The sequence below is a fragment of the Rhizobium leguminosarum bv. trifolii WSM2297 genome, from assembly GCF_000271845.1.
The window spans coordinates 166,394-184,575 of sequence record NZ_JH719393.1; the positions used below are offsets into that span (position 1 = coordinate 166,394).

At 62.2% G+C, this 18,182-nt stretch carries 18 protein-coding genes and 1 pseudogene; 14 read left to right on the top strand and 5 right to left on the bottom strand.

Features of this window, described 5'->3' with window-relative positions; genetic code table 11:
* Window positions 1-28 precede the first annotated feature (28 nt).
* Both RLEG4DRAFT_RS04620 and RLEG4DRAFT_RS04625 read left to right on the top strand, forming a co-directional pair.
* Complete coding sequence (locus RLEG4DRAFT_RS04620) at window positions 29-1,279, top strand: D-amino acid dehydrogenase (RefSeq protein WP_003575604.1); 1,251 nt, start codon at window positions 29-31, stop codon at window positions 1,277-1,279.
* Window positions 1,280-1,358: 79 nt separating this feature from the next.
* Window positions 1,359-2,383 (top strand): annotated as a pseudogene (locus RLEG4DRAFT_RS04625) (AraC family transcriptional regulator).
* A 34-nt stretch (window positions 2,384-2,417) separates the two neighbouring features.
* Here the strand turns inward: RLEG4DRAFT_RS04625 and RLEG4DRAFT_RS04630 are convergent.
* The gene (locus RLEG4DRAFT_RS04630) at window positions 2,418-3,752 is read right to left on the bottom strand and encodes an aspartate aminotransferase family protein (protein ID WP_003575608.1); all 1,335 of its coding nucleotides are present in this window, start codon (window positions 3,750-3,752) and stop codon (window positions 2,418-2,420) included.
* A gap of 140 nt (window positions 3,753-3,892) precedes the next feature.
* Between RLEG4DRAFT_RS04630 and RLEG4DRAFT_RS04635 the strand changes: the two genes are divergently transcribed.
* A complete protein-coding gene (locus RLEG4DRAFT_RS04635) occupies window positions 3,893-4,441 on the top strand; it encodes a cupin domain-containing protein (RefSeq protein WP_003575610.1) in 549 nt (182 codons plus the stop codon).
* Here the strand turns inward: RLEG4DRAFT_RS04635 and RLEG4DRAFT_RS04640 are convergent.
* Together RLEG4DRAFT_RS04640 and RLEG4DRAFT_RS04645 are read right to left on the bottom strand one after the other, a co-directional pair.
* On the bottom strand, window positions 4,438-5,220 hold the full coding sequence (locus tag RLEG4DRAFT_RS04640; RefSeq protein ID WP_003575611.1) for a pyrroline-5-carboxylate reductase: 783 nt from the start codon (window positions 5,218-5,220) through the stop codon (window positions 4,438-4,440). The genes RLEG4DRAFT_RS04635 and RLEG4DRAFT_RS04640 overlap by 4 nt on opposite strands.
* A gap of 5 nt (window positions 5,221-5,225) precedes the next feature.
* Window positions 5,226-5,945 (bottom strand): GntR family transcriptional regulator, encoded by a 720-nt coding sequence (locus RLEG4DRAFT_RS04645; protein ID WP_003575612.1) that lies wholly within the window; start codon window positions 5,943-5,945, stop codon window positions 5,226-5,228.
* A gap of 202 nt (window positions 5,946-6,147) precedes the next feature.
* Here RLEG4DRAFT_RS04645 and RLEG4DRAFT_RS04650 point away from each other — a divergent pair, with 202 nt between their 5' ends.
* From RLEG4DRAFT_RS04650 to RLEG4DRAFT_RS04700, 11 genes are all read left to right on the top strand, one after another.
* Complete coding sequence (locus tag RLEG4DRAFT_RS04650; RefSeq protein ID WP_003575613.1) at window positions 6,148-6,978, top strand: substrate-binding periplasmic protein; 831 nt, start codon at window positions 6,148-6,150, stop codon at window positions 6,976-6,978.
* 136 nt (window positions 6,979-7,114) lie between these two features.
* Window positions 7,115-7,822 carry an amino acid ABC transporter ATP-binding protein gene (locus RLEG4DRAFT_RS04655; protein WP_003575614.1) on the top strand — a complete coding sequence of 236 codons (708 nt, stop codon included), beginning with the start codon at window positions 7,115-7,117 and terminating at the stop codon, window positions 7,820-7,822.
* A gap of 10 nt (window positions 7,823-7,832) precedes the next feature.
* Window positions 7,833-8,495 carry an amino acid ABC transporter permease gene (locus tag RLEG4DRAFT_RS04660; RefSeq protein WP_003575615.1) on the top strand — a complete coding sequence of 221 codons (663 nt, stop codon included), beginning with the start codon at window positions 7,833-7,835 and terminating at the stop codon, window positions 8,493-8,495.
* A 9-nt stretch (window positions 8,496-8,504) separates the two neighbouring features.
* Entirely contained in the window at window positions 8,505-9,170 is a 666-nt protein-coding gene (locus RLEG4DRAFT_RS04665) for an amino acid ABC transporter permease (RefSeq protein WP_003575616.1), read from the top strand.
* Window positions 9,171-9,201: 31 nt separating this feature from the next.
* Entirely contained in the window at window positions 9,202-10,080 is an 879-nt protein-coding gene (locus RLEG4DRAFT_RS04670; protein ID WP_003575617.1) for a dihydrodipicolinate synthase family protein, read from the top strand.
* Window positions 10,081-10,127: 47 nt separating this feature from the next.
* Window positions 10,128-11,366 carry an NAD(P)/FAD-dependent oxidoreductase gene (locus tag RLEG4DRAFT_RS04675; protein ID WP_003575618.1) on the top strand — a complete coding sequence of 413 codons (1,239 nt, stop codon included), beginning with the start codon at window positions 10,128-10,130 and terminating at the stop codon, window positions 11,364-11,366.
* A gap of 34 nt (window positions 11,367-11,400) precedes the next feature.
* On the top strand, window positions 11,401-12,891 hold the full coding sequence (locus RLEG4DRAFT_RS04680; protein WP_003575619.1) for an aldehyde dehydrogenase family protein: 1,491 nt from the start codon (window positions 11,401-11,403) through the stop codon (window positions 12,889-12,891).
* The gene (locus RLEG4DRAFT_RS04685) at window positions 12,888-13,922 is read left to right on the top strand and encodes a proline racemase family protein (protein WP_003575620.1); all 1,035 of its coding nucleotides are present in this window, start codon (window positions 12,888-12,890) and stop codon (window positions 13,920-13,922) included. The genes RLEG4DRAFT_RS04680 and RLEG4DRAFT_RS04685 overlap by 4 nt, the downstream gene beginning before the upstream one ends.
* A gap of 8 nt (window positions 13,923-13,930) precedes the next feature.
* Entirely contained in the window at window positions 13,931-14,695 is a 765-nt protein-coding gene (locus tag RLEG4DRAFT_RS04690; RefSeq protein ID WP_003575621.1) for an SDR family NAD(P)-dependent oxidoreductase, read from the top strand.
* Window positions 14,696-14,758: 63 nt separating this feature from the next.
* The gene (locus tag RLEG4DRAFT_RS04695; protein WP_003575623.1) at window positions 14,759-15,514 is read left to right on the top strand and encodes an SDR family NAD(P)-dependent oxidoreductase; all 756 of its coding nucleotides are present in this window, start codon (window positions 14,759-14,761) and stop codon (window positions 15,512-15,514) included.
* 82 nt (window positions 15,515-15,596) lie between these two features.
* Entirely contained in the window at window positions 15,597-16,274 is a 678-nt protein-coding gene (locus tag RLEG4DRAFT_RS04700) for a GntR family transcriptional regulator (protein WP_003575625.1), read from the top strand.
* A 27-nt stretch (window positions 16,275-16,301) separates the two neighbouring features.
* Here the strand turns inward: RLEG4DRAFT_RS04700 and RLEG4DRAFT_RS04705 are convergent, their stop codons facing one another.
* Both RLEG4DRAFT_RS04705 and RLEG4DRAFT_RS04710 read right to left on the bottom strand, forming a co-directional pair.
* Window positions 16,302-17,303: an Ldh family oxidoreductase gene (locus RLEG4DRAFT_RS04705; protein WP_003575627.1), complete on the bottom strand. Its 1,002-nt coding sequence runs from the start codon at window positions 17,301-17,303 to the stop codon at window positions 16,302-16,304.
* Window positions 17,304-17,596: 293 nt separating this feature from the next.
* Window positions 17,597-18,181, bottom strand: coding sequence for a TadE/TadG family type IV pilus assembly protein (locus RLEG4DRAFT_RS04710; protein ID WP_003575629.1), 585 nt, complete (start codon window positions 18,179-18,181; stop codon window positions 17,597-17,599).
* Window position 18,182: the final 1 nt, after the last annotated feature.

The window sequence follows — 18,182 nt, forward strand, 5'->3', positions numbered from 1 at the left end:
AGCCGGCGGCTCCATCATTGGGAAGATCATGAAAGTCATTGTTCTGGGTGCCGGTATCGTCGGCGTCACATCCGCCTATCAGTTGGCCAAATCCGGTCATGAGGTCACGGTCGTCGACCGGCAGAAAGGCCCGGCGCTGGAAACGAGCTTTGCCAATGCGGGCGAAGTCTCCTTCGGCTATTGCTCGCCATGGGCAGCGCCCGGCATTCCTGCCAAGGCGATGAAGTGGCTGTTCATGAAACATGCGCCGCTCATCCTGCGCCCGAAGCTCGACATGGCCATGCTTTCCTGGATGGCGAGGATGCTGTCGAACTGCACCTCCGAGCGCTACGCGACCAACAAGAGCCGTATGCTGCGTCTTGCCGATTACAGCCGCATCGCGCTGGCCGAGCTTCGCGCCGAGACCGGCATCGCCTATGACGAACGCATGCAGGGAACGCTGCAGCTGTTCCGCACGCAGCAGCAGCTCGAGGCCTCTGCCAAGGACGTCAAGGCGCTGGCGGCCGACGGTATTCCCTATGAGGTGCTGGACCGCGACGGCTGCATCCGCTTCGAGCCTGCATTGAAGCACGTGCGCGACAAGATCGTCGGCGGTTTGTTGACGCCAAAGGACGAAACCGGCGACTGCTTCAAGTTCACCAATGCACTTGCCGCCAAAGCCGAGGCGCTCGGCGTCCGCTTTGCCTATGATACGACGATCAAGGCGCTGGATGTCGAGGCCGGCCGCGTGCGCGGCGTCATCACCGATCGCGATCGCATGAGCGCGGATGCGGTGGTGGTTGCGCTCGGCAGTTATTCGCCGCTGCTGCTCAAGCCGTTCGGCATCAGATTGCCGGTCTATCCGGTGAAGGGCTATTCGCTCACCATCCCGATCACCGACGCGTCGCGCGCACCGGAATCGACCGTCATGGACGAAACCTACAAGATCGCAATCACCCGGCTCGGCGACCGCATCCGCGTCGGCGGCATGGCTGAAATCTCGGGCTATACCAATGATCTCGGGTTCGCCCGCCGCAGCACGCTGGAACATTCGGTCACCGATCTCTTCCCCGGCGGCGACGTTTCTAAGGCGTCCTTCTGGTCCGGCCTGCGTCCGATGACGCCGGATGGCACGCCGGTGATCGGCCCGACGAAGATTATCGGCCTCTTCCTCAACACCGGCCATGGCACGCTCGGCTGGACGATGAGCACCGGTTCGGCGCGGCTGATCGGCGATCTGGTCGGCGGTCGCACGCCTGAAATCGACGCGCGGGATCTCTCAATCAATCGATACGGCTGAAGCCCGGGCAATACAAAAGAAGACAATATGACTTCAAATATCGATCATCACGCGCGGGCATTGTTTTTCGAGGTCGCCAATGTCCGTTAATCCTCATAGGCATAGCCTTGGCAGCCTTATCCCGCAGCCGGCAATGGCAATGCAGCCTGTGTCGTTTCGCGAAACCGTGTGCAGCGGAACGGACCCGGACGAACTCTCGGAAATATTGTCGACGTCGAACTCTCCGATCAAGGTTTCGGCAGAAGGCAATATGCCGATTGCATTCCGATGCAACTTCATCTCGATGGGCGATATGGGTATCGGCGACTGCGCCTATGACGGCACGATCCTCAGCAGGCGGGAGGAGCCCACCAGCAAGGTGACGATATTTCTGCCAACGCAGGGAAATGTATCCTTTGAAGGGAAGCGGGAGCAAATATATTCAACTCCCGGCCGCGGTACGATTCTGGAGACAGGTCGTGCCACGACTGCCCGCATATCGGGGCCTCGCCGTCATCTCTGCCTGTTCATCGATCAGGCGAAGATCACCGGGCACCTCACACATATGCTCGAACGAACGATCAGCGGGACATCGACATTCATCCCTACATTGATCTGACGACCGGTTCGGGGCTCGTGTTGCAGCACCTCGTCGTGAATCTCCATCGCGGGCTCAGCGGCGATGGTCCGCTGCAGCAGTCGCCGCTGGCTCTGAGCGCGCTTTGCGACGCGGTGATCTATCTGCTTCTGGAGACCTGTCCCCATCGCTATTCGGAGGCGCTTGCGCTCCCAGCCTCGGCCCCGGCTCCTCGCCACGTGAAATGGGCCATCGACTTCATGCGGGAACACATCGCCGAGCCTATTTCGCTGAGCGACATTGCGACCGCAGCCAAGGTCAGTGTCCGCACCCTGCAGCAGGGTTTCCGGCAGTTCAGGAATACCACGCCAATTGCCTACCTGCATGAACTCCGGATGCTTGCCGCCCATCGCGATCTGCTCGAACCCGGCACGAGACAATCCGTCGCCGACGTAGCAATCAGATGGGGATTCACCCATCTCGGGCGATTTTCAGCCGAGTACCGGAAGCGTTTCGGTCAGCTGCCGTCACAGGCCTTGAAGCGCTGAACTCAAATCGCCGAAGGAGCCACCGGATGCCGGCCTATGCGGCGCGCTTCAGCGCATCACCGAGCGTCGACACGAGCCTGTCGATCTGGTCCTTTTCGATGATGAGTGGCGGCGAGAGCGCGATGATGTCGCCGGTCACGCGGATCAGCAGGCCCCTGTTGAAGCAGTCGACGAAAATATCGTAGGCACGCGTTCCAGGTGCTCCGGCACGAGGCGCGAACTCGACCGCGCCGACCAGACCGAGATTGCGGATGTCGACGACATGAGGCAGGCCCTTCAGCGAATGCAGGCCCTCCTGCCAGTATTCGGCAAGCTCGGCTGCACGGGTCAGCAGCCCTTCCTCCTCGTAGATTTCGAGGGTGGCGAGGCCGGCGGCGCAAGCGACCGGATGGCCGGAATAGGTATAACCGTGGAAGAGTTCGATCGCATTGTCAGGTCCGACCATCAGGGCGTCATAGATCTTGCGGCTGGCAAAGACCGCGCCCATCGGGATGGCGCCGTTGGTCAGGCCCTTTGCCGTTGTGACGAGATCGGGCACCACGCCGAAATAATCGACCGCGAAAGGCGTGCCGAGGCGGCCGAAGCCGGTGATGACCTCGTCGAAGATCAGCAGGATGCCGTGCTTGTCGGCGGTTGCACACAGCTTTTCCAGATAACCCTTCGGCGGCAGAACCACGCCGGCCGATCCCGACATCGGTTCGACGATGACGGCAGCAATGGTTTCGGCACCGTGCAACTGCACCAGGCGTTCCAGATCGTCGGCCAGTTCCATGCCGTGGGCGGGCAGACCCTTCGCAAAGGCATTGCGCTCGACGTCGAGCGTATGGCGCATATGATCGGCCGGAATTTGCGGGAAGACCCGGCGGTTGTTGACGAGGCCGCCGACGGAAATGCCGCCGAAGCCGACGCCGTGATATCCCTTCTCACGGCCGATGATGCGCGTGCGGGTGCCCTGGCCGATGGCGCGCTGATAGGCGATAGCGATCTTCAGCGCCGTATCGACCGATTCCGAACCTGAGCCGGTGAAGAAGACCCTGTCGAGCTTGGCGTCCGGGCCGCCCGGCGCGTTCGCGGCCAGCTTGGCGGCGAAATCGAAGGCGATCGGATGGCCCATCTGGAAGGTCGGGGCATAGTCGAGGGTCGCAAGCTGCCGCTCGACGGCCTGGCCGATCTTCTTGCGGCCATGACCGGCATTGCAGCACCAGAGGCCGGCGGTGCCGTCCAGCACCTGGTTTCCGTCGACGTCGGTGTAATACATGCCGTCTGCGGCGGCCAGGAGGCGCGGCGTAGCCTTGAACTGCCGGTTCGCGGTGAACGGCATCCAGAAATTTTCGAGTACGGGCGCGTTCGTCTTGCTGATCTGGTCCATGCTGGCCTCCTGTGGTTGGCGCCGACAATGGCAATTTTCCTCTGTCAAACAAGTCCTTTTCTTTGTCTGTGCAAGCCATTGAAAATTCAAAAGGAGAAAGATATTAATTTAGATATTCTAAACAACGTAAACGGACCCACATGTCAGTCGACATCGGCAGCCGCCTTCGCTATCTCCGCATCGCTCACAAGCTTTCTCAGCGCGAGCTCGCCAAACGCACGGGCGTGCCCAATTCCACGATCTCGCTGATCGAATCGAACGCCTCCAACCCCTCGGTCGGGGCCTTGAAGCGGATTCTCGACGGTATCCCGATCGGGCTGGCGGAATTCTTCGCCTTCGAACCCGACCGTCCGAAGAAGGCTTTCTATGCGGCCGAAGAACTGGTGGAGATCGGCAAGGGCGCCATCTCCTACAGGCAAGTCGGAGAAAACCTGTTCGGGCGCAGCCTGCAGATGCTCAAGGAGTGTTATCAGGCGGGCGCCGATACCGGAAAGGTTCCGCTTGTTCATGAAGGCGAGGAGGGCGGGATCGTGCTTTCGGGAAGGCTCGAGGTGACCGTCGATGACGAGCGGCGTATCCTCGGGCCGGGGGATGCCTATTATTTCGAAAGCCGGCGACCGCATCGGTTCCGCTGCGTCGGACCGGTGCCCTGCGAAGTCATCAGCGCCTGCACGCCGCCGACGTTCTAGGTGTTACCCTCGATGCGGGCAAGCACGCCATCGAGCGCCGCTGTCAGCGCGGCAAGGCCGCCTTTCTTGTCGAAGTCCGAAAGGACCTGCTCGTTCAGTCCGCCCTTGGTGGCGAATTCGCGGCTCAAGGCGCTGAACGGCTCGGCGCCGGCGCCGCTTGCCTTCTGCGCAAGGCCTGCGAAGAGCGGGGCTATAAAGGCCTGTCCCTTCGCCCGTTCGAGCCCGCTTTTTTCCAGCCAGCCGGTGACCGACTCCATGATGCCGAAGTAGGTCGACATGACAGAGCTCGCGGCCGCGAGTAGATCGTATTCCTTCCTGGACTGGCATTGCACTGCCGTTCCGAGCGTGTCGAACAGCGCTGCGACGGCAGTATCCTGAGGGTAGATGGCGGTGACGCCCTGCCGGCGCGCGACGAAGGGCAGGGGGATGGCCTGCACCAGATGCACATCGGCGCCGATCCAATCGAGCAGGGCATGGCGTTCCGTCGCCGCGACGACGCTGACGACCGTTTGCCCATCCCTGAACGAGAGCTCCCGCACGACCTCCTCGGCGATCTGCGGCCGTATCGCCAGGAACACCATGTCGCTGCGATCGACGACAGTCTGGTTGTCTCCGGCAATCCTCACGGCGGCGAACTGGGCCGCCAGTGTCTCGGCGATGTGGGCGCTTCGCGGAGAAACGTGGATCTCGCTGGCATAGGCCGGTTCGGCCAGAAGCCCGCGAACCATCGCTTCGGTGATGGCACCGGTGCCGACGAATCCAATGCTGTTGACGTTCATTTTGATTACTCCGCAGCCCGCAACGGCCCCAGCGCGACATCCGTCGTATAGTTCTCGCGCATGAAGTTGATGAAATTATCCTGGAACTGGCGCGTATGAGCGTGGGCGAGCTCGTCGGCGAGATCGACGTTCTTGTCTCTGACGGCATTGAGCATCAGCGTGTGCTCGTCGGTCAAGAGATAGCCCTCATGGGTGCGCTCCAGATATTCGAAATGCAGGTGCAGCATGCGCTGACCCTGCGACAGCAGCTTGTCGTAGAATGAGGCGAGGTACTGGTTTTTTCCGGCATGGGCGATGGCCATGTGGAATTCCTTGTTGGCCTCCGACATGGCGAGGTGATTGCCTGTCTTAACCGCCGCTTCGAATAACTTCAGTCGCTTGGCGATGATCTTCAGGTCGGCTTCCGTCCTGAGTGCTGCGGCAAGCCGCGTATTCATGCGCTGCGCGATGTCCAGCGCTTCCACATATTTGGGAAATGTCGCGACTTCGATCGGAGCAACGATCGTGCTGCGGTTCGAGAGCGTGACGACCAATTCGTCGGCGCCGAGCCGGATCAAGGCCTCCCGCACCGGTGAACGCGACATGTCGAAGCGTTCCGCAAGCGTCATCTCGTCGAGCAGCTGACCGGGCGGCAGCGCGAGCGACAGGATCTCGTTGCGGAGCGTCTCGTAGACGTTTTTCCAGCCGGTCCCGCGGATACGTTTCACTTCCGATTCATCAGACACTTAAGTCCCTTTCTCCAGACGCGGGTCCCATTGGGCCAGAAAAGCCGCCTGTCGGCAATGTAATTTTTCCGCTTGACTTTGTCGACACGCTGTTGACATATTCTTTTCAGTCGACACGCAGCCGACACCGAAACAATAGAAACGGCCAGAGCCGACGAGTGGAACCGCGCGCTTTCCGCGCACAACAAAAGAGGAATGCCCGATGCTTTCTTTGATGACGTCCGCCTTGCGGGCGCTGCCCGCGCTCGCCCTGTTGGGCGGTCTTTCCGCAACCGCCGCACAGGCTCAGACTGCCGAAGGTTATTGGCAGGGCGTGCAGAAGGCGGGTACCTTACGCTGCGGCGCGGCGGTCGCACCGCCCTATGTCATGCGCGACCCGGCAACCGGCGAATATTCCGGCTTCTTCGCCGATCTGTGCAAGGAATTCGCCGAGACCCTCAAGGTGAAGCCCGAATTCGTCGATACGACCTGGGACAATATCGTCGCGGGCCTGCAGGCCGGCAAATGGGACGTGTCGCTGGCGCTCAACCGCACCCCGGCGCGCGCCATGGCGGTACAGTTCTCGGTTCCGGCGATGGAGTACCAGATCTCGCTCGCCTATAACAAAAACAATCCGAAGATTGCGGCCGGCGCCGCTTCGGTTGCCGATATCGACAAGGCCGGCGTGACGCTCGCCGTCATGTCCGGCACGGCGCAGGACAAGGCCATTTCCGCGGTGGTGAAAAACGCCACCATCATGCGGCTGCCCGGCAATGACGAGACCCGGCTGGCCGTCACCTCGAAGCGCGCTGACATCCTGGTCGATGCTTCCGACACCAACCAGCTCTTCACCCAGTCGAATCCGGACTGGGCGGTGGCGCTCAACCCGACGCCGGCGCTCGCCAAGCAGGGCGTCGCCTTCGGCCTGCCGCATCAGCTTTCGGCCGCCGACGTCGAAGTGGTCGATATCTTCCTCGAAGAGAGAGTCGCGACCGGTCACGTCGATGATCTCATCCGCAAGGCAGTCGACGAAGTGCTCAAGGGCGCAAAGTAACCTCGCCGGGCCGGTGCGGGCATCGCGCCGGCCCTCCCAGCTTCGATCATCGGAGATTGGCATGACCACGTCCTTCAGCCTTCCCCTCGTTAAAATGTAGGCGCTCCACAAAAGCTATGGCAATGGAGCAATCCAGGTGCTGAAAGGCATCGACATCGAAATGAAGCCCGGCGAACGTGTCGTCGTCATCGGACCCAGCGGCGGGGGCAAAAGCACGCTGCTCAGGGTGATGATGGGCCTGGAGCAGGTCGACAGCGGCTCGATCAGTTTCGATGGCAAGCCCTATATTTCTTCCGACGGTGCGGCGGGGAAAACCCAGATCGACACCCATGTCCGCCGTTCGATCGGCATGGTCTTTCAGCACTACACGCTGTTTCCGCATCTGAACGTCATCCAGAACCTGATCCTCGCGCCCTGCAAGGTGCGCGGAGAAGCCAAGGCGAAGGCGACGGATCGGGCCCAGGCGCTGCTCGAGCGCTTCGGGCTCGGCGCCAAATCCAAGGCCTATCCTGCTCAGCTTTCCGGCGGCCAGAAGCAGCGCGTCGCCATAGCGCGTGCGCTGATGCTCGATCCGAAGCTGATGCTGTTTGACGAGGTCACCTCGGCTCTGGACCCGGAGCTCGTCAGCGAGGTCGAGCAGGTCATCCTGCAGCTGGCCGCCCAGGACATGCCGATGATGATCGTCACCCATGACATGTGGTTTGCCAAGAACATTGCCTCCCGCGTCATCTTCTGCGCCGGCGGTGTGGTCGTCGAGGACGGCCCTCCCGAGCAGGTGCTCGGGGCTCCCCGCGAGGAGCGTACCAAGGAATTCATCGACCGCGTCTTCCACATCAAACAGTAGGGAGGCACAAGTGAACTATACGTTCGACTTCAATTCAGTCTCCATCGCTCCGCTTCTGCAGGGGCTATGGGTTTCTCTGCAGCTGACGGCGGCTGCGAACGTCATTGGCATCGTCCTCGGCTTCGGATTGGCGCTGCTGATCATGAGCCCGATCAAACTCGTGCGGCTGCCCTTCATGCTGTTCGTCGAATTCTTCCGCTGCACACCAGCTATCGTTCAGATCGTCTGGATCTTCTACTGCGTGCCGATGCTGTTCGACGTCTTCCTCGATCCAATGACGATGGGCATCATGGCGCTCGGGCTCAATCTGATGGCCTTCAATGCCGAGGCCTATCGGGCATCGATCCAGGCCGTTCCGCGCGAGCAGCTCGATGCCGGCATCGCGCTCGGGCTCAATCCGCTGCAGCGGGTGCTTTACATCGTCTTCCCGACGGCGTTCCGCGCCTCGATCCCGGTGCTTTTGACCAACGGCATCGTCATTTTCCAGCAGAGCGCGCTGGTCGCGATCGTGGCGATCCAGGACCTGATGTACCAGGGCAAGACGCTGGCGACGGAGACTTATCGCCCGATCGAAACCTTCACCGTCGTCGCGCTCATCTATTTTGCTGTGTCCTTCCCGATAACCCAGATCGTCGGCCTGCTCGAACGCCGCCGCCAGATCCTCGTCAGCTAGGAGGCCAGAATGACGCTCGACTTCTCGATCCTGTTGCGCTTCGAGCATGCACTGCTGCTCGGCCTTTGGATGACGATCAAACTGACGGTCATCTGCATCGTGCTCGGATGCTCCCTCGGCTTCCTCGTCGGCCTCGCCCGCGCGTCGGGCAATCTGGCGCTTCGCGCGGTCTCCGGCGCCTATGTCGAATTCTTCCGCGGCACGCCGGTCCTGATCCAGCTCTTCTGGATATTCTTCTGCCTGCCGCTCATCCTCGGTGTCGAGCTCTCGAACCTGGCGTCCGGTGTCATTGCGCTGACGCTCTATATGGGAGCGATCACCAGCGAGACCTTCCGCGCCAGCCTCAAGTCCATCGGCCGGGAACAGCTGGATGCCTGCGTCGCACTCGGTCTGCCGCGCAGAGCCCAGGTCGTCAACGTCGTACTGCCGCAAGCGGTGCTGCGGGCAATCCCGACGCTGCTGTCGAACTGCGTCAGCCTCTTCAAGGAGAGTGCGCTGGTCTCAGCCGTCGGCATGGCCGACCTGATGTTCGTCGGCCAGAACATCTCCAACAACACAGCCCGTCCCGTCGAAGTGCTGACGGTCGTCGCCATGATCTACTTCGTCATCGCTTTCCCGCTGACGCGGGCCGTCTCCCTCATCGAGGGACGCATCCTCAAGAAACTCGCAATTTAGAAACAGCCGTTCCCAGGACAGGAGAAATCCCATGAAACTTTCAGGCGTCATGCCCGCGCTCATCACTCCCTTCGACGTCAACAACAAGATCGACTTCAAGGCGTTCGAAAGGCTTCTCACACATCTGCGCGAGGCTGGCGTCACCGGCTGGGTTCCGAACGGGTCGACCGGAGAATATTTTAGCCAGTCCCGGGAAGAGCGCCGTGACGTGCTGCAATTCGTCAAGGATTTTGCCAGGCCGGGCGAGATTCTGATCGCCGGCACCAATGCGCCCGCCACCCGCGAGGTAATCGAACAGACGGCGCTGGCGAGAGATATCGGCTATGACACGGTCCTGCTGGCGCCGCCATTCTATACCCGTCCGACCCAGGCAGAGCTCATCAGCCACTATGAAGCCGTCCTCAGCGCCGTCGATGTCAGCCTCGTGCTCTATTCCTATCCGGCCAAGGATGGTTCGGATATCAGCTTCGAGCTTTTGGATCATTTTGCCGATAATCGCCGTGTGATCGGCGTCAAGGAAAGCTCGGGCGTATTGCAGCGGGCGATCGACATCGCCAGCCGCTATGAGGGCAAGATCCAGCTGGTCAGCGGTTCTGACGACATTGCGCTCGATTTCATGTTCTGGGGCGCGGAAAGTTGGATCTGCGGGCCGTCCAACTGCATGGCCAAGGCCTGCTGCGACCTCGATCGCACGTTCAGATCCGGCGATCTGAATAAGGCGCGCGAGCAGATGAAGACCCTCTATCGGGCAATGAACATCCTCGAGAGCGGCAAGTTCGTGCAGAAGATCAAGTATGGCTGCGAGCTTCAGGGCTTGCCCGTGGGCCAGTGCCGCGCGCCGCTCGGCGAGCTGACGGCGGAGGAAAAGGCCGAGTTCAGGGCGGCGATGGAGCCAATTCTGAATTGGTAACAGATCCGGGTGGTCAAGCGCCGCCCTTTAAAATTGCGAGGTTCGCCGTGTCATCCATCGTGGTCGTCGGCGCCGGCATCATCGGCGTCGCCATCGCTTATGAACTCCAGCGCCGCGGGGTTGCCGTAACGCTCGTTGACCGCGATGCGCCCGGCATGGGCGCTTCTTACGGCAATATGGCGAGCATCGCCGTCACCGAATTCATGCCGGCTTCGCGGCCCGGCATCTGGGCGCAGATGCCGAAATGGCTGCTCGATCCGGAGGGGCCGGTGCGCATCCGGCCCGGCTACCTGCCAAAATTGGCGCCATGGTTCCTCAGATTTCTCGCCGCCAGCCGCCCCTCAAAATTGAGGGAACTGGAGGCGGCCGGCGCCGTGCTCTGCGGCCGCGTCTATGAAGATCTTGACGCGCTGCTCCAAGAGACCAGGCTGGCACACATGCTGACAGCCGAGGGGTGTCTCAGCCTCTACACCGATGAGGCCGAATTCAAGGCGGATCGGGAGCATATCGATATCCTGAAACGCTTCTGTTTTCGGCACGAAATCCTCGGCGGCAACGCCATCCGCGATCTCGAGCCTGATTTGACGACGAAGATCGGCAAGGCGGTTCTCTTTCCCGACAACCGCTCGATCACCGATCCGTACAAGCTCGTCACAGCCCTCATCGAAAAGTTCGAAGCGCTCGGCGGCAGGATCCTTGAGGGTGACGTCGTTGGTTTCGAGCAGAGCGAGGTCGGCGTCTCCGCTCTGCGCCTGGCGGACGGGCGGACCGTTGCGGCTGAAAAGGTGGTGCTGGCGGCCGGGGCCTTCACCGCCCGGCTTTCGGCACTGCTGCGCGAACATATCCCGCTCGAAACCGAACGCGGCTACCACACACAGATCATGGAGCCCGGCATTTCGATGCGCCATTCGATCATCTGGCCGGCGCGTGCCTTCATGGTCACGCCGACGGCTGGCGGCATCCGTGTCGGCGGCACGGTCGAAATGGCCGGCCTCGACGCTCCGCCGGATTATCGCCGCGCGAAGATCCTGGTGAAGCGAGCCCAGGAGGCACTGCCTGATCTGGATGCCGAACGAGCGACGGAGTGGATGGGTCATCGCCCGGCGCTGCCCGACACCGTGCCGGTCATGGGGCCGTCAGCCAAACGGCGCAACGTCTGGTACGCGACCGGCCACGGACATCTCGGCCTCACCTATGCGGCCACAACAGGCCGGCTGATGGCCGATCTCATTACGGGCGTCGAACCGCCCGTGGACATGAAACCCTATCGCGTCGACCGCTTCTAAGAGCGGCGTCGGCGCAAGGAGAAAGGGAGTGAACATGCGAAGCGAACTCTATATCGACGGACAATGGGTGAAGCCGGTCAAGGGCGGCACCTGCACGGTGACCAATCCCGCAACGGAAGAGGTGATCCAGACGATCGGAGCCGCAACGGCCGAAGATGTCGATCTTGCCGTCAAGGCAGCCCGTCGCGCCTTCGATAACGACGGCTGGCCGAAGCTGACGGGAGCCCAGCGCGCCCGATATCTCCGGGCCATCGCCGACGGCATCCGGTCCCGGCAAGCCGAGATCGCCCGCCTCGAGGTTCTCGACAACGGCAAGCCGTTCCCCGAGGCCGACTGGGACGTGGCCGACGCGGCCGGCTGCTTCGATCTCTATGCGGGGCTCGCCGAACAGCTCGACAACAACCCTGAGGAGGCGATCGCGCTTCCCGATCGCCGCTTCACCTCCAAGGCGGTGCGCGAGCCGCTCGGCGTCGCCGGCGCGATCATTCCCTGGAACTATCCGCTGCTGATGGCGGCATGGAAGGTTGCCCCGGCGCTTGCCGCCGGCTGCACCGTGGTGCTGAAGCCCGCCGAATTGACGTCGCTAACGGCGCTCGAACTGGCTGATGTCGCCGACGAAGCCGAGCTGCCACCGGGCGTGCTCAATATCGTCACGGGAGCCGGGTCCGTCGCCGGGCAAGCGATCATCGATCACAAACAAGTCGACAAACTCGCCTTTACCGGCTCCGGACCGGTCGGCTCGAAAATCATGGCCGCCGCCGCCCGCGACATCAAGCGCGTCAGCCTGGAGCTTGGCGGCAAGTCGCCCTTCGTCGTTTTCGAAGATGCCGATCTCGACAAGGCGGTCGAATGGATCATGTTCGGCATCTTCTGGAACCAGGGCCAGGTCTGCTCCGCGACGTCGAGAGTCCTCGTGCAGGACACCATCTACGAACGGCTGCTCGCGCGTCTTATCGAGGAAACCAACAAGATCAAGATCGGCAACGGTCTGGACGAAGGCGTCCTCCTCGGGCCGCTGGTTTCCAAGCGCCAGCATGAGCAGGTCATTGCGGCGATCGAAGCGGCACGGCAGGCCGGCGCAACGGTCGCCTGCGGCGGAGCGCGGCCTGAAGGTTTCGACAAGGGCTACTATCTCCAGCCGACCATTCTGACAGACGTTCCGCTCGATAGCGCCGCCTGGGTGGAGGAAATCTTCGGGCCTGTCGTCTGCATCCGGTCGTTCGTGACCGAGGAGGAGGCGATCGAGCTTGCCAATGATTCCCGCTTCGGTCTGGCAGCCGCCGTCATGTCGAAGGACGATATCCGGGCCGAGCGCGTCGCGGCCGCCTTCCGTGCCGGCATCGTCTGGATCAACTGCTCGCAGCCGACCTTCACCGAGGCGCCCTGGGGCGGCTACAAGGAATCGGGCATCGGCCGCGAACTCGGGCGCTGGGGCCTCGACAATTATCTCGAGACCAAGCAGATCACCCGCTTCGTCAGTGAAGAGCCCTGGGGCTGGTATATCAAGCCGGAGGCGGCCGAATGAACTGGAACCGGACCCTCGATCTGTTGCAGGTCCACTGCCAGGGCGAGATCGGCAAGGTCATCGTCTCAGGGGCGCCCGTGATATCGGGCGCTACCATGCTCGACAAAATGAACTACATCAACACGGTCGACGACAGCCTGCGCCGCTTCGTCACCTTCGAACCGCGCGCCAATGTGGCGATGTCGGTGAACCTGCTGGTCGAGCCGACCCGCGCCGATGCGGACGCCGGCTTCATCGTGCTGCAGGCCGACCGCGCCCATCCGATGTCCGGCAGCAACTGCATCTGCGTCGTCACCGCGCTTCTCGAAAGCGGGCGCGTGCCAATGTCGGAGCCGGAGACGATCGTCCGCCTCGATACGCCCGCCGGCCTTGTCGTCGCGCGCGCTACCTGCCGTGACAACAGGTGCCTGTCCGTCAGCCTCGACAACGTGCCGAGCTTTGCCGAGGCGCTAGACCGGGTGGTGGAAACGCCGAAATGGGGGCACATCAAGATCGACGTCGCCTTCGGCGGCGTCTATTATGCGCTCGTCGACGTCGATCAGCTCGGCCTCGATATTGCGCCTGCCAATGCCCGGCTGCTGGCGGAAGCCGGCATCGAGCTCAAGGCGCTGCTTGCGGGCCAGGTATCGGTCTCCCATCCCGTCCTGAGCGGCGTCGATGAGATCGCTTACGTGATGTTTCGCGGGCGAGAGGCCGATGGTGCGGTGAGGACTTGCACGACACTGCAGCCCGGTCGCGTCGACCGCTCGCCATGCGGAACCGGCAGCTCGGCCAACTTGGCGACGCTCCATGCTCGCGGCGAAGTTTCGGTCGGAGACCGCAGAACGTCGCGGTCGATCATCGGCGGGGAATTCCTGGCGGAGGCGATCGGCGAAACCGAAGTGGGCGGCCGCCGCGCCGTGCTGCCTAGAATAACCGGCCGGGCTTTCATCTATGGCCGCGAACAGCTGCGCCTATCCGACGACGATCCATTTGCCACGGGCTTCGCGCTGTCCGACACCTGGGGTCCCCAGGTCGATTTGCTCGCTTAGGAGTCATTATGTCCCACCTTCAATCCCTGGCCGGCCAGACTGTCCTTGTCACCGGAGCGTCGGGCGGGATCGGCGCCGCCATAGTCGAGGGCCTGTCTGCAGAAGGCGCGCGGCCCGTCATCCATTGCGGGCGCGACAGAGAGAGGGCGAAAGCCCTGCTCCACAAGCTCGGCGGAAACGGCCTGATCGTCCAGGCCGATCTCTCCAGCCCGGACGGCGCCTTCACGCTCTGGCGCGACGCGCTCGCGGCGGCGGGACGGATCCATGCGGTCGTCAACAATGCCGGTATCCGAAACGAGATTTCTATCGATGCCGATCCGGCCGATTGGCGGGCCGCCTGGCAGAAGGAGTTCCAGGTGAATTTCTTTGCAGCGGCGGACCTCTGCAAGGAAGCCCTCGTACATTTCAAACACCATGGCGGCGGGCGGATCGTCAACATGGCAAGCCGTGCCGGACAGCGCGGCTATGCCGCCGACGCCATGCCCTACGGCGCGACGAAGGCGGCGCTGATCAATCTCACCAAATCGATCGGCAGGAGCTTCGGGCGCGACGGGGTTGTCGCCGTCTCCATCGCGCCGGGCTGGGTGCGCACCGATATGGCCGAGGAGTTTGTGGCCAGGCACGGAAAGGATGCGGCGGTCGGCGACATCCCGATCGGCGAAATGGCCGAGCCGGCCGAGATCGCCGAACTCGTGGCCTTCCTGCTTCGCCCTTCGCAGGCGTCGGTCAACGGCGCAACGTTCGACGTCAACGGCGGCAGTCACATCAGGTAGAGCAATTCGAGCAAAAGCGTGTTGCGGTTTTGCGTGCGGAGTTGCGTGAAAAGGAGATTCGATATGAAGAGGTTTGCAGGCAAGGTCGCGGTGGTCACGGGCGGCGGAGGCGGCATAGGATCGGCCATATCGAAGAGGTTGGCCGAGGAAGGCGCGCTGGTGGTGGTGACGGATGCCAACGCCCAGGCAGCGGGCGAGGTCGCCTCGCTGATCGAGGCGGAGGGCGGATCGGCCGTCGCCATTGCGGCCGACATTTCCCGCAAGCCGGAATGCGTCGAGCTCGTCGAGAAGGCCTTTGCGATCAACGGGCGGCTAGACGTGCTGGTCAACAATGCCGGCATCAACCGGCGCGGAAATCTGCTGTCGCTCTCAGACGAAGATTGGCAGCTGAGTTTCGCGGTTAATCTGGATTCGATGTTCCATCTCTGCCGCGCGGCGCTGCCGCATATGATCGCTGCCGGCGGCGGCGCGATCGTCAATACGGCCTCGCAATGGGGGCTCTACCCCGCGCCGAACCACATCGCCTATAACACGACAAAGGCGGCGGTCGCCGCCTTCACCCAGAACCTCGCCCGCGACTATGCGCCCGACAAGGTCCGGGTCAATGCCGTCTGCCCCGGCGAAATCCACACGCCGATGCTCGAAGCGGGTGTTACTCGCTCCGGCCGGACGATCGCCGATCTCGACAAGCTCGTTCCCTACGGCCGCATCGGCAAGCCGGAGGAGGTGGCGGCCCTCGTCGCCTTCCTGGCGTCAGATGAAGCGGCCTTCATGTGCGGCTCCTTGGTGGAGATCACGGGAGCGCAAGCCGTGGCGTGAAAGAGCCATTCGACCTTGAGCAATGAGATCGTCTACGATATCCCAAGCAGGATCTTCGTCCCGGAAAGAAGGAGCTTGGGCTATGCCTTTCAACACCGCTCAGGCGACAAATCTCGGAAAGGCGCCTACGGCCTCGGATGTCATTTTGAAATTCATTCGTGATTCCATCGCGGATGGTTCCTTGGACGAAGGAGAACCGATCCGTCAGGACGATGTCGCCCGGCTGTTCAACGTCAGCAAGATCCCGGTGCGGGAGGCGCTCAAGCGGCTCGAGGCCGAAGGTCTGGTGGAATTCCACCGCAACAAGGGCGCGATCGTCACGAGGGTCTCGGAGCCCGAGATCGCGCAGATATTCGAGGTGCGCGCCATCTTGGAATCGAATGCCATCAAGCTCTCGATCCCACACATGACGGAAGAGACTTTTGAAAAGGCGCTAGCCTATTGCGACGCCTTCGCGGGGGAAACGGATGTCGCCCGGTGGTCGGAATTGAACTGGCGGTTCCACAGCTGCCTTTACGAGGATGCGCAGCGGCCATTTCTCGTCACCACCATCCGTTCGGTAAACGACCGGCTGGAACGATATCTCCGGGTGCAGTTGACCCTGTCGCATGGCAAGCAGACAGCGGATCGAGAACATCGTCAGATCCTCGAAGCGTGCCGCGAGCGCGATGAGGAAAAGGCGGCGGGTCTGCTCTACGCGCACATCATGAGCGCCTGCCAATCGCTTCTCGAACATCTTCCCGCAAAAAAGCCCCGCTGAGCGTCATCCCGGCGATCGCGGGAACCGTTATGCGTCGGCGATTTTCACGACAGCCTCGAAGACGGCGCGCGGCACTTTCAGGCTTTCCGTCGCCGGCCTTGGATATTCGATGCCGCTGACGCCGGGTACGAACACGCCGTGCTCCTGAAGGCGGGTTGCCTGGCGGCGGGCACGTTCGACAAGACCATCGTCGGTGCGCCCCGGCATCATTGCAACGACGGTCAATCCGACGGCGGGGCTGGCACTTCCCTCTCTGAAAGAGGGCGTGTCCAATGACCAGGGGCCACCGGATAGGCCGGCCGACAGCATTTCCACCATCAGCGCCACATTGGCGCCTTTGCGCCCGCCGAAAGGAAGCAGCGCTCCGCCGAGCGCTCTTGCCGCATCCTGGGTATCGTTGCCGGCTTCGTCGACGGCCCATCCCTCCGGGATGGCGCGCCCCTCGGCTGCGGCCGCGACGATATTGACATAGGCGGTCGCGCTGGACGCCTGGTCGATGATGAGAGGCAGCGACCCTTCGCCCAGCGGAAAGCCGAAGGCCATGGGGTTCGTGCTGTAGACGGCCGGCCCCCCCGCTTTTGCGGCCACCATGGCGTTGGCGTTGGTGGCGGCGATGCCGACGATCCCTTCGCCGGCAAGCCTGCGGACATAATAGCCCAGTTCTCCCGCCGTATAGCTGTTCGTCTGGGTGAAGACCGCGAGCCCGAAATTGCGCACCGCTGCCACGAGATTATCGAACGTCAGATCGAAACCGAGCTGCGCGATGCCCCGATCGGCATCCGCGACGAAGAAGGCGGGATAGGGACGTTCGCATGTCGCCGTGGGATGGCGGTTGATGCGGCCCTCGCGGAAGCTGTCGAGATAATCGACCATGTGCGGAAATCCGAGCATGGCGGGTCCATAGAGCGCGGCTGACACTGTGGCGTCCACGAGGGAGCGGGCGGTCGCTTGCCCAGCGCCTGCTGCCAGACAGGCGCGCATCGCCAAGGCCTCGGCTTCAACCCGATCGAGTAGGATCTCATCCGACATCGCAAATCTCCAATTTCCTTGGGCGCCGGGTGCCGATGGGGCCTTCGGCGCGGTAATTTCCGCAAGGGTTCTTAGCAAAAGCGAGGAAATGCAAACAGGAAAATGTACATTTGTGTCCACATGCCTGACCTTGGTGATGACGATCCCTTCACCGAGGGTTCACCTACCCGCTCGCGGAGCAGCGGATCGGCCGGCTGGCGTTTGCGAAGCGGCCGCTCTCGCTAAGGAAAGCACTACTGTCAGCCCGGCGATAACTGACCCGAACGTCCGGCGATTTCGACAGAGCCTCCGGCTCAGTTGTATTTGATCGTGTCGCTCACGCGCGGTCGATTGAAGAAATAGCGATCGAAGCTATAGCCGTTCTGTCCGGTGAAATTTGAGAAAAACGCCGAGACTGGTGTCGTCAAGGTATATTGGACCCGGGTCAGCACCACCTGCACGCCTGTCTCCTGGATTTTGGAGGGGACTGCGACCGCGCTCGCCGTGCCGGAATTCACCGCCGAGGTGTTGAGCGCAGCGGACCAGTTGACGGTCGCGCTGCCGCTTGCGCTGACATCGTTGACCGCGACCGTGATCGTCAGCTCACCGGTGTCATAGGGCTGCAGGATGAAGCTGGCACCGGAAAGAAGCTTGGCGACGTCGGATTTCGTCCAGGAACTCTGCTGGGCAATCATGTCGCCTGTGGAAGAAGCGATCTCGTCTATTTTGCGGCTGACCGTCAGCGCATGGCCGAGATCGACGGTGCCGAACAGGAGCATCACCAGGATCGGCAGCACGAGGGCGAATTCAACCCCTGAAGCAGCCGACCGGTCGAGCGCGAGATGGCGGATGCGGGACCGCGAGAACCGGAAAAGGGACAGGCTCCGTTTCATGATCATG